The organism is Spirosoma endophyticum (genome assembly GCF_900112365.1).
In the GTDB taxonomy this organism is placed as follows: Bacteria; Bacteroidota; Bacteroidia; order Cytophagales; family Spirosomataceae; genus Spirosoma; species Spirosoma endophyticum.
Map to the genome: position 1 here is coordinate 345,162 of NZ_FOLQ01000001.1, position 11,982 is coordinate 357,143.

Genomic DNA, 11,982 nt, shown 5'->3' on the forward strand with positions numbered 1-11,982 from the left:
AAGATTTCAGACTATTTACAGCAATTACTTACAACCTTTACTGTTGATGACAATCTGGCCATCCAGCACTTCGTAGGACGCACCAATGGTTTGACAAACGACATCCAGCCGCTCAAGCAGACTTTCGTTGGTAAATGTGAGGTTCACCAGGCAAGCCGACAAATCATCGTCATTGTAAAGAAGTTTTACGCCATACGTTTGTTCGATGGTCGCGAAGACTTTGCCAACAGGAGCGTCCTCAAATACCTGCTCCCGGCTGACCGTTTCGGGCATGATGGCTGCTGGTTTCTCGACCAGTGCCTTCATCAGTTGATGATCCCCCAGATTGTAGATCATTTGCTGATTCGGGGTCAAAATGACGCCCTGAATCCGGCGCAAACCCGACTGTTGGGCTTTTTCAAAATCCTGTTGGGTATACACCGAGACCCGTCCAGTACGTACGGTTACGATTACATTCTTTTCGCTTTCAAAAGCACGCACCAGAAAAGTGGTCCCCAATACTTTCGTGACGGTTTGGTTGGCATAGATCAGGAAAGGCTTCGCCGGATTTTTCACTACGTCGAAGAAGGCTTCCCCATCCAGGTATACGACCCGGGTAGTGGCCTTGAACTGAGCCGGGTAGCTCAATCGGCTTTTGGGTCGCAGGGTTACGGCGCTCCCATCGGATAGTAAGATATTGACAACATGATCGCTGGTATTGACCGTTTCCTGAAGCGAAACCTGGGCCGTCTTCGTTAGATGAGTATACGATTCAGCGGCCACCCGTCGATTGACATTCCCATAACGCCAGAGACCAAAACCAAGCAGGATGATCACAGCCGCAACGGAAGCCCATCGCCACGGCGAAATGCGTTGACCCAATGGTATACTGGGCGTGTCGGCTGCTTCAGCCTCCCGGCGTTCTGCCGCATTCCTGACTAATCGACGCAGCTCGCTCGTTAGTCGCGCGTCGGTAGCGTCATCCTGGTAGTGGTCGTTCAGTGCCCGCACCAGCTCCTGCGCCTGGCGAACGACATGAACCCGATCCGGATTTTGCGTTAGCCACTGCTCCCAAAAAGCGGTTGCCTCGGGTGACGTGCCGGCTGTCCACTGGCGAAATGATTCGTCGAACAGAAAATCGTCGGTCTTATACGTCTTGTAATCCATGTCGGAGCAAATAGTACAGGTAGCTTCTGTTTCTATAGTGCTCTTTCCCGCCGTACAATACTCAGGAAATTGTAAAAATATTTTCGCCTAGAATGCAATTTAGCAGGATGACACGTTGGAGAGAGCCACTAGCAGCAGCGACATGAGCAAATCCGGCGACCATTGGCTTCGAAGTTCTTTAAACGTCCGGTAAAGCAAATTGGCTACACTCTGCCGTTCCATGCCCAGTATCTGCGCGATTTCGTGATTCTCCAGATTCTGGTAAAACCGCAGATACAGCACTTCCTGTTGACGTTTGGTCAGGCCAGCCATTAATTGATGCAGCAAGCGCTCCTGTTCCGTATGTAGCTCATTATTAATTATTTCCTCTTCAATCGAATCCGAAAAAGGCAGGCTAACCGATTCGAATTCATCGATATGAATCGGTGATTGATGCCCCCGTACTTTCAATAATTTATAACGTAGTGCTTTTAACAGGTATGTTTTAACGAAAACGGCATTGCCAATTGTCGCCCGGTGATCCCAAATCTCCAGAAACAGATCCTGAATGGTATCCCAGACCAACTCAGCGTCGGTCGTTAACCGTAGACCGTAATTATAGAGGCCTGGATAATGTACGCGTGCCAGTTCACCCAAAGCCCGTTCGTCTCCGGCTTTGAAGCGTTGCCATAGCTCCTGATGAGCCAGATTTCTATAATCAGTTGACGTAAACCGTTCCAAAGATGTAATAGCCTTAGTGCACTAACACCAAAGATGTCAGGTATACTATTATATTGATCAAAGGTTATATTTTTTTAATTAGAATGAAATTGGTGGCAACAATGAGTAGCCACGCGCATAAGTCTTCGTGAAAACATGCGCCTTATTTACACGTTTCTTTGAAGAAAATTCGGCGTATCAATTTTTGGCATTAGATCAACAATAAGGTATCAAATTGATTGTCTCAGGCATACTAAGAGGTGTATTCATTTAAACCAGTTGCCTCTGTGACTTGGTACTATTTTTTATTGTCTAATCAGCGTATCACACCCCTACACAAGCGTGTATCCATATGATAATAAATCAATAAAAACTTAATGATACCATTAAATTCATCATACATTTAGTGAATAATAAACTTATTTAAAAAGGGTTAATTCAATCTAATTTAGTATAGCATGGCGAAACAACCAAAAACAAAAAGATGGTTAAATTAAAAGTTTCGGTTACATCATAATCAGACTTCGGCTATGGTATTATTCTTCACCGCCTTACACGAAAAAAAGAAAATAAAAATATTTTCTTTTCAGCCGGGCACATTAGAACTCGGTTTAGATTTAATAAACATCGTTAGTGCGCAGGGCGACGCCATTCTGAGTGCACATATTGTTGACGAAAATGGTGCAACCGAGATTCCACTGGACGTATTTGATGGAACGTCATTTTCAGCCCCTATGCAGGCGTTGGAAAAACAATGGAAAAAGCTTTTGAAGAAGCCAGCAAAGCCTGTTATAAGCCAGCATACGCAGGAGCTTATTGGCTTACTCCGCAAGAAGATTCAGATTCATACGGGTATGATTGCGCATCTCGACTCAACTATTATACGACTGGAAGCTCTTCTTGTTCAAGCCAATAAGATAGGGAGTGCCCGCCTACTTAACCACTACACGACCTTGATCCATAAGTATCAACAAGGCATTGCCAAGGCACGACGTGATCAAAAACTATCTATAGATAAGCTTAATCTCCTGGAGCAACTATAAACACAATCTATCCGGGTATAACGTTTCTCCACGCAGGCGTTAAAGTATAAACTGGATAAAGCTCCAGTTTATACAGCCTACCAATTGGTAGTCATCAGTAGCTAAAGACCCTTATTCTCTCTTTCTAAGCTATGTTTCTGTGGAGTAATCCTGCAATCTGGCGAAAGAAAGACCCCTTCAGCCGTATCTTCGCCGAGAATTTCAGGAAAATAAAAATCCGTTTGGGTAAGTAGCCTGGACGGATTGGCTTTTTTCTATTTGTCATTCAAGGCACTGATCTGTCTAAAACATTACTATTCATTACGTATGATCAACTTACGTATCAATGGCCGTATCTGGCTGGAAACCATTGAAAGCGAGCGCTTTATAGGCATTGGCCGTATGGATTTACTGGACCATATTCAACGTACCGGCTCCATCAATCAGGCAGCAAAAGCCATGAATATGTCGTATAAGCGAGCCTGGGATTTAGTTAGTTCGCTCAATCGACTTGCCGAACAACCGCTGGTTAGCACCCAAACCGGGGGTGAAAAAGGGGGGGGCGCTACCCTTACTGCCGTGGGAATCTCCTACCTGACGTATTACCGGGGATTGCAAGAGCGATTCAGGCAGTTTATGGCTGCCGAAGAAATCCATGTTCCTCATTAACTGAACCAACTCGCTCTATTACTCTCTCTTAAGTCTATGACGAAATTTATCTGGTCTTTGTGCATCGGACTCACTACGTTTATGCCAACCGTGAAAAGTCAGACGCCTGGTCATTTTTCGGGTACGATCACCGATCAGCAGTCGCTTGGCATAGCGGGTGCCTCCGTTTATTTATTGAACACAAACCTGGGAGCCTCTACCAATGAGCAGGGGAAATTTACGATCTCAAATGTCCCACCAGGTCGATATACACTGAATGTAAGCGCATTAGGCTTTGCCACGGCCCATAAATCCGTTACGTTTACCACTGAAAATCAGGAACTTACAATCCAACTTACTACAGCCACTAATCGATTGGACGAAGTAACGGTTTCGGCTCAAAAAGTCGAAGAAGACCCGCAAAAGCTCCCGTTCAGTATTTCGACACTGTCGGCTAAACAGGTTCAGGACTATCGATTATGGACGAGTAAAGACCTTACAGCGTTGATTCCTAATTTGTATTCGGCCAGTCCCGGCGATGGCCGCAACGTAACGTCCATTCGGGGCATTACCACTACCTCTTACGACCCTACGGTCGCTACGTATATTGATGGCGTTAATCAGTTTAGCCTGGATACTTATATCGCCCAACTCCTCGATATTGAACGGATCGAAATACTACGTGGTCCACAGGGAACGCTTTACGGACGCAATGCCATGGGCGGGGTTATTAATATTATCACTAAACAACCAGACAATAAGACGCGGGGCTTTGTCGAACTCAATTATGGCAGCTTCGGCCAGCAGCGGTATAGTGCCGGCCTGCGAACGCCCCTGGTAAAAAATCGATTGTTCCTGGGTGTATCGGCATTGTATGGTCAGCAGGAAGGTTTTTACACGAATGTATTTGATCAGTCCAAATTTGACCGGTCGCATTATTTTATGGGGAATTATTATTTAAAGTATCTGGCCAGTCCAAACTGGTCGTTGACGCTGAATGTAAAGCACAATTCCAACCGAAATCGGGGTTCTTTCCCATTAGCCTCAAGCACTCAAGATGCGTTTACCGATCCATTTACGGTCAACCAGAATGCCGTCGGTCAGTTGATCGATAATATTTTCAATACGTCCTTATCGGTGAATCATTCGGGGAAAGCGTTCACGTTTACCTCCCAAACGGCTTATCAATCCAATTATCGCTATTACGACCACCCGATCGACGGTGATTTTTCGCCGATTGATGGTGTGACGATTGTCAACGATTACGGTAAAAAATGGAATAACGTACAGGTAGGTACGCAGGAATTTCGGTTTACCTCACCCGCCAGCTCAACATCGGCCTTTAGCTGGATTGCCGGTACGTATGCTTTCTACCAGGATAACCCAACGAAACTAGGCACTCATTTTGGGAAGAACTCGGACCAGCTGGGTGCGCCGTTCCCATTTTTTACCAGTATCAATACCAATAAGGGCACGAGTTTTGGCGTGGCCCTTTACGGACAGGGGACCTATGCCCTCAACCCTAAACTGAAAGCAACCCTTGGTCTCCGGTATGATTATGAACACAAAAAGCAATCCGTTCTGGGAGAGTTTCAACCGGATGGTGACGCAGCCATGGTGACCCGGCCCGATACGTCGTCGACAGCTAATTTTAAAGCCTTTTCGCCTAAAACCAGCCTGTCCTATCAAGTCACCGAAAATCATCAGGTCTATGCTACGTATAGCCGGGGATTTCGGGCGGGTGGCATCACCCAGCTTTCGTCCGATCCGTCGCAGCCACCCCTGTATGCCTACAAACCCGAGTACAGCAACAATTTTGAAATTGGGCTGAAAAATACGTTCTGGAACAATCGAATCCGGTTGAATCTCGCGGCTTTTTACACGCAGGTCCAAGATGCCCAGGTCCCTACGCTAATCCTGCCCGATGCGATAACCATTACCCGAAATGCGGGAAAATTAGACAGTAAAGGGGTGGAGATTGAGGTGCAGGCAACACCCGCTAAAGGGTTGGAAATAGCGTATCAGGCAGGCTATACGGATGCTAAATACGGGTCGCTCAATCTGGCATCGAATGGCGAAGCGGTGAATTTAGCGGGCAACCGACAGATATTTACACCAGACGTAACCTCCATGATGGCCCTACAATACGGTTATCCTTTAGGCGGAGCCCGTCAATTCCGGTTAATTGCCCGGGGGGAATTGTACTACGTCGGGAAACAGTATTTCGATCTGACAAACCTTATATCTCAGAACGGTTTCGGCGTAATAAACACCCGAATCGGCCTCTCATCCCGACACGCTGAGTTGTTTTTTTGGGGACGTAATCTGAACAACAAAACCTACATTGATTACGCTTATAATTTCGGAGCCGCTCATTTAGGGAACCCCAGAACCTATGGCATTACGTTGAGCAGTAATTTTTAGGCGTTATTTTTAGCTTTGTAAACCCCTAAACCGCAACGAAATGTGGTTTAGGGGTTATTTATTACCGTAAATTTTGGCTAAGCTAAAAGGCATTTTGGCTAAATCTGTTCTGAACGTAGTGCAGACCTTTGCATAAACAAAAACAGAATTATGCAAGCAATCAGAATTCATGAATTTGGCGGACCAGAGGTAATGAAACTGGAGGAAATTGAACGCCCCGTTCCGGCAGCCGACGAGATTTTAGTGAAGGTATATGCCAGCAGCGTTAATCCTGCCGATTATGTTATCCGCCAGGGCGGAAATGAGGTTTTGCGATCGTTTCTGACGTTACCTCTGGGCCTGGGTCTGGATGCAGCAGGTATTGTAGAGGAAGCCGGAAAGGAGGTGACTGATTTTAAAAAAGGTGACAAAGTATATGGGGTTCCGAATTTCCCAGGCGATGGCAGTTATGCGGAATATATTGCAGCGAAGGCAAGCCAGTTTTCGTTGATGCCGCACCACATCACCTTTAATGAGGCCGGGGCCCTCCCCTCCTGTGCGCTTATTGCCTGGAATGGTATCGTGGATTTGGGTAACGTACAACCGGGGCAGCGTGTGCTGATTCATGGGGCAGCCGGTGGCGTGGGCAATCTGGCGGTGCAGTTTACCAAAGCAAAAGGTGCCTATGTGATCGGAACAGCATCGGCTTATAATGTTGATTTTCTGAAGGAGTTGGGTGCCGATGAAGTGATCGACTACCAAAATCAACCATTCGAAAAAGTACTGCGCGATATTGATCTTGTCTTCAACGCTACGCCCGTTCGGGATAACAACATCCGGTTAAAGTCGGTTGATGTACTAAAGGAAGGTGGCCTCTTTGTCTGTACGCATCTGGATCAAGCCTTCAGTGATGACTTCCTGAACGCACTGGCAAAAAAGAACGCCACCGGAATCATGGTTGGCGGTGGTAGTGTAACTACGTATACGTCATCACTGAGCGGCACCACCCAACTCATTGACGAGGGGAAAGTGAAAGCGGTGGTGAGCAAAATATACCCATTGCAACAAATCGCAGACGCCCATCGCCAAAGCGAAACCCAACACGTGCGCGGTAAAATTGTACTTGAAATAAGAAAGGAAAACGAACCTGGTGAAGCGTTTTAAAACCATCAGTGAATTTCTGCAGTTCAGGCAGATGCCCAAACCACAGCACCCTTTAATCAGCGTGTTTGAAGTGGAGTCAGTTAGTAGTTTAACCCTGAACGAACCGGCCGCCTGGCTTTGCGACTTCTATTGCATTGGCCTCAAAAGGGTGACCAATGCCAATGAAGTGAAATTGAAATACGGGCAGCAAACGTATGACTACGATGAGGGTATTCTGTCCTTTATATCGCCTAACCAGGTGCTAGGCCTCTCTGTTGACAAGAGCGCGGTACAACTTAAACAATCAGGGTGGATGCTGCTCATCCATCCTGATTTTCTCTGGAGTACGTCCTTGGCCACAACAATCAAACACTATGACTTTTGGGATTACTCGGTCAATGAAGCCTTGTTCCTATCCGAAAAAGAAGAGACTTTACTGGTTGATATCATCAAAAATGTTCAGCAGGAGTGCCATTCGAATATCGATAAGTTCAGCAAGAGCATCATCATTTCGCACCTTGAAACCCTGTTTAACTATGCCGACCGATTTTACCATCGGCAGTTTATTACCCGGGAGAAATCCAGTCATCAGTTGCTGGAACGTCTGGATCACCTGTTAAGTGATTATTTTGGCCGTGGTGATTTAATAACACAAGGACTGCCAACGGTCGGGCATATCGCACAATCCCTGAATGTGTCCCCCAAGTACTTAAGCAGTTCGTTAAAAGTACTGACCGGACAAAATACCCAGCAGCACATTCACGAAAAGCTGATCGAAAAAGCGAAAGAAAAGCTGTCAACCACCGAGTTAACCATCAGTGAAATTGCGTACGAACTGGGATTTGAACATCTGCAATCGTTTAGCAAACTGTTCAAAACAAAAACGAACCAGTCACCGCTGGCGTTTAGAGCGTCCTTCCATTGAGCAGTGTCGATCTCAACGTCACCTGACACGGTTAAACCTCCTTGTTAAATTATACCGGATGGTTACTGTATCCTCACCAGCCCCTTCTTTGGCCGGAGACGTATTACGTACATAGTAAATAAACGCTCTTATGTAAACAGACACCGCTTCGCCCATCTGTCTTATCCAGTTTAGCCAATGTGACATTTGTCTGTTTGTGAACCGCGGGACTGATTACTAGTCCTCACTTATCAGTATAAGCCTAAGAATCAAACATTAACCTGCTACATCATCCGGACACTACGTAACGTAGTATTCAAGTAAAATGTAATAGATCAACGTTTGACTCTTAGGTATAGTTATAGGACTTTCTCCTGGAGCCGTGCTACGGTTACTTTTTAGGCTCATGGTAACCGTGGCACGGCTCCAGGAGAAAGTCCTGAGGGGGTGAGGCTAACTAATAATTGCTTAATTGCCCAACATCAGTTGCTTAATGCTTTTTCTGAAGGCCTCATCGCCTGCGGCAAGGCGTTGCGCATACATAGCTTTAGCGTCTTCCCCACAAACGTACCGCAACGTATCTTTACCATCCGTGGCTGCTTCGTACACCACCTCCGCAATTTGTTCGGGCGTTGACATTGTAGTTTCAGGGCTACTCAAGACAGCAAAAAACTTCTCTGCCAACGCTTTATAGGCTGGATGTGAAGGAAATACCGACCGTTCGGCCATATCCGTCGAAACCAATCCCGGCTCGATGTTCTTAATGCCGATACCAAACTGACCTAATTCGAACGATAAGCTCTCGGCCCAACCTTCCAGGGCCCATTTGCTGGCATCATACATCGAACTGATAGGAAATGCCATTAGACCCGCTGAAGAGCTTGTGGTTATAAACAACCCCGATCGTTTAGCCCTGAAATGTGGAATAAACGCCTTAGTCACACGCACCGTACCAAAGAAATTAGTTTCCATTTGACGAACCAGTTCTTCGTCGGTCGTGGCTTCCAGCGCCCCAAGCACAGCATAGCCCGCGTTGTTAAAGACGACATCCACATCACCCAGGGCCAGCGCTTTCTGGGTTGCTTCGTTGATCTGATCAACGCTGGTTACATCCAAAGGCAATAGAGTTATGTTAGCCAATTGATTTAGTTCCGTTTCATTTTCGGGTTTGCGCATGGTCGCAATCACCTTCCAGCCTTTGGAAGCAAACAGTTTAGCCGTTGCCTTACCGATGCCTGCCGAGGTTCCGGTAATGAAAATTGTCCTGGTCATTTTGCTTATTTTTTTATTTCAGGGCAAACCTATCGTCTATTAGCTATACATTTACTATCGATTACCTTTAAGATAGTGACTATTTTATGACGAACGAAACATGTGAAAAAGATCCTCAACTCTCCCGGGAAAGAATATTGGCCTTAAAAGATGCCATTGAATTGATCAGCGGTAAATGGAAATTCTGTATCCTGCTAAATCTATACAACTACGGCACCATGCGCTTCAAAGATTTGCAGGGTACATCCGTCGGCATAACACCCAAAGTACTGTCGAAAGAATTGCAGGATCTGGAAGAAAACCGGTTGATAACCCGAACGGTCAATAACACCAAACCCGTGACGGTTTCCTATGCCTTGACCCAGCATGCGATTGAGATTCAACCGCTCATCAATGCCTTAATCGAATTTGGCTTAAAGCATCGGCTGAAGATCAGGGGCGAATCGGAATGAACCGTTACGTGTAACCTCTTGAGAAATGCAGGAAACGAAGGAATTTTTGGGCAGAGTAACCCACCACGATAAGTTGTCGATCACGGTCAATGAAAATTGTGCCATCGCCTTACCGGACGATGTCTTGCAGAAGCTGCTTCAACCCCATAAGCTAACGTATTATTGTTTTGTATTTATCGAACAGGGTTCAGAAACATATAAAATAGACTTACGAACGATTCCCGTTTCCGATGGTCAATTGGCGTTTGGGCTACCTAATCAAATTTTCACCAATCCACCAAAAGCCAAAAACACCCAAAATTATAAAGTCGGATTCGATGAACACACGCTAACGCTACTTCCAAAAGCTTATCCTTTTCTACTTAATCCCTTAAACTCAAACACGATCACGTTTGACCCCGCGGCCAAACAGCGGGTAAAGGCCGTTTTTTCTATTTTATTTCAGTTGCCTCATGCTGATGGAAAGCAAAAACCGACTGAAATCATTTTAGCGCATTTAAACACCTTGCTAACGGAGTTTAACAGCGCCTACTTTGTCCTTGGCAATCAGGATACCCTGTCGGACGCTAAGCTGTCGAAATATGTAGAATTTAAACTGGTTGTTGAAACGCACCTGACCGAACAGCAGGATGTGCAGACCATCGCCGAAAGTTTAGCCATGACCACGAGCAGTCTTTATGGAATTGTCAAGGAATTTTCGGGACTCTCTCCCAAGGCATGGATGACGAACCGGCTGATGCTGGAAGCGCAACGGAAACTGCATTACTCCACTGTCTCGGTCAAGGAACTGGCTTATGAACTGGGCTTTACTGACCCCAATTATTTTTCCCGGCTTTTTAAAAAGAATACCGGCAAGAGCGTCAGTGCTTTTGTAGAGGACCTTCGCGATTTGTCCAGCAAGTAAGATGATTTGTCCATTCCGGCTGGGTGTGCGCTGACTAGTTTTGCTTCGTTTTAAAACAGGTATAAAATGAAAGTAGCATTAGTAACAGGCGGCAACAAAGGCATTGGTTTTGACGTAGCAAGACAACTTGCCCAAAACGGATTATTCGTGTATATAGGGAGTCGTAGTCTGGAACGTGGTTTATTGGCAGCTGAAAAGCTCAACGCATTAGGACTGGACAACGTCGAAGCCCTACAACTGGATGTTACCAATCCCGAATCGGTTAAGGCTGCCCGTGCCGTAGTAGGCGAAAAAACGGCTGTTCTGGACGTACTTATTAACAATGCAGGTGTTTCGGGAGGATTTCAGCAATCAGCCCTTGTTACAACGATCGATCAATTTAAGGCCGTTTACGAAACCAACGTATTCGGTGTGATCAGCGTAACGCAAGCGTTTATCGATTTACTGAAAGAATCACCGGCACCCCGGATTGTGAATGTGAGCACCAGCATGGCTTCGCTCACCCTGGCTGCCGACCTGGACAATGGCAGTTATCCCACCCGGTTTGTCGCCTATCAATCGTCCAAAGCGGCCCTGAATATGTACACGATCAATCTGGCTTATGAGCTTCGTGATACCCCGTTTAAAGTCAATGCGGTTTGCCCTGGCTACACCCAAACCGATTTCACCAACCATCAAGGCACAAGTACAGTCGACGAGGCAGGCCAACGTATCGTTACGTATGCGCTGATTGGCCAGGATGGGCCAACCGGAAAATTTTTCAGTGAAGAATACGTTCCTGAACCGGCAACTTGCCCCTGGTAAACTAGCGAACAGGAATAAGTAAGGCTGCTTTACGGACAGCTCCTCTCATCGAATCGACGTGAATTCGGGAAGCCAGTTGATTACCGCCCAAATGCTACGTATTATCCTTATAGCAAGACACTTAAGCTATCAAATTTGGCCAACCATCTCGCAATAGATCACCTGAGATTGGCACGCAAAGCAATCACTCAACTGTTGAAAGGCGGCTTGAAGGTCGCTGTTAAGGTCGGCTCGCTGGCGGTGAGCTTCACTGGTCCATACAGTTACGATAAGCGCCTGACGGCAATCCGTTTCGCTGAGAAACCGGGCACCAACAAAACCAGTCTGCTGAAGCAAAAGAGGATAAAGGAACTGCCTGAAATGGGTCCTTGCCTTCGGAACCATGCTCATGTGTATGGACAACCATTGAAGTCGGCTGTAACAGGTGCGCCACTTTTTGGCAAATCGAATCATAATGTCCAAACTATGAGCCCGCCAGGGATGATCTGCGTCACTGGCGGGCACCAAGCCTCAAAAACTAGCTATTTTGTTTCTTGCAGCAGGGTAGTTTATTAATCCATTTAATGTTGAATGATCGCCTACCAG

Annotated in this window: 12 protein-coding genes; 9 read left to right on the forward strand and 3 right to left on the reverse strand. The window is 46.3% G+C overall.

The window, feature by feature from the left end; genetic code table 11:
• Positions 1-24: 24 nt before the first annotated feature.
• Both BM202_RS01345 and BM202_RS01350 read right to left on the reverse strand, forming a co-directional pair.
• On the reverse strand, positions 25-1,146 hold the full coding sequence (locus tag BM202_RS01345) for a FecR family protein (RefSeq protein ID WP_093822668.1): 1,122 nt from the start codon (positions 1,144-1,146) through the stop codon (positions 25-27).
• A gap of 99 nt (positions 1,147-1,245) precedes the next feature.
• Positions 1,246-1,866, reverse strand: a complete 621-nt coding sequence (locus tag BM202_RS01350; protein ID WP_093822669.1) for an RNA polymerase sigma factor — start codon at positions 1,864-1,866, stop codon at positions 1,246-1,248.
• A gap of 509 nt (positions 1,867-2,375) precedes the next feature.
• Here BM202_RS01350 and BM202_RS01355 point away from each other — a divergent pair.
• From BM202_RS01355 to BM202_RS01375, 5 genes are all read left to right on the forward strand, one after another.
• Complete coding sequence (locus tag BM202_RS01355; RefSeq protein WP_093822670.1) at positions 2,376-2,888, forward strand: hypothetical protein; 513 nt, start codon at positions 2,376-2,378, stop codon at positions 2,886-2,888.
• A gap of 306 nt (positions 2,889-3,194) precedes the next feature.
• Complete coding sequence (locus BM202_RS01360) at positions 3,195-3,536, forward strand: winged helix-turn-helix domain-containing protein (protein WP_317039664.1); 342 nt, start codon at positions 3,195-3,197, stop codon at positions 3,534-3,536.
• Between the two features lie 36 nt (positions 3,537-3,572).
• Entirely contained in the window at positions 3,573-5,939 is a 2,367-nt protein-coding gene (locus BM202_RS01365; RefSeq protein ID WP_093822671.1) for a TonB-dependent receptor, read from the forward strand.
• 150 nt (positions 5,940-6,089) lie between these two features.
• Positions 6,090-7,082: an NADP-dependent oxidoreductase gene (locus BM202_RS01370; RefSeq protein WP_093822672.1), complete on the forward strand. Its 993-nt coding sequence runs from the start codon at positions 6,090-6,092 to the stop codon at positions 7,080-7,082.
• Positions 7,069-7,986, forward strand: coding sequence for a helix-turn-helix domain-containing protein (locus BM202_RS01375; protein ID WP_093822673.1), 918 nt, complete (start codon positions 7,069-7,071; stop codon positions 7,984-7,986). The genes BM202_RS01370 and BM202_RS01375 overlap by 14 nt, the downstream gene beginning before the upstream one ends.
• Before the next feature lie 447 nt (positions 7,987-8,433).
• On the opposite strand, the gene BM202_RS01380 is transcribed toward BM202_RS01375, so the two are convergent.
• Positions 8,434-9,237, reverse strand: a complete 804-nt coding sequence (locus BM202_RS01380; RefSeq protein WP_093822674.1) for an SDR family oxidoreductase — start codon at positions 9,235-9,237, stop codon at positions 8,434-8,436.
• 86 nt (positions 9,238-9,323) lie between these two features.
• On the opposite strand from BM202_RS01380, the gene BM202_RS01385 reads away from it, so the two are divergent.
• From BM202_RS01385 to BM202_RS01400, 4 genes are all read left to right on the forward strand, one after another.
• Positions 9,324-9,689 carry a winged helix-turn-helix transcriptional regulator gene (locus BM202_RS01385; RefSeq protein ID WP_093822675.1) on the forward strand — a complete coding sequence of 122 codons (366 nt, stop codon included), beginning with the start codon at positions 9,324-9,326 and terminating at the stop codon, positions 9,687-9,689.
• A 25-nt stretch (positions 9,690-9,714) separates the two neighbouring features.
• Entirely contained in the window at positions 9,715-10,593 is an 879-nt protein-coding gene (locus BM202_RS01390; RefSeq protein WP_093822676.1) for a helix-turn-helix domain-containing protein, read from the forward strand.
• 66 nt (positions 10,594-10,659) lie between these two features.
• Complete coding sequence (locus BM202_RS01395; protein ID WP_093822677.1) at positions 10,660-11,397, forward strand: SDR family oxidoreductase; 738 nt, start codon at positions 10,660-10,662, stop codon at positions 11,395-11,397.
• Positions 11,398-11,532: 135 nt separating this feature from the next.
• On the forward strand, positions 11,533-11,952 hold the full coding sequence (locus BM202_RS01400; protein ID WP_093822678.1) for a hypothetical protein: 420 nt from the start codon (positions 11,533-11,535) through the stop codon (positions 11,950-11,952).
• The last annotated feature ends 30 nt before the right edge of the window (positions 11,953-11,982 follow it).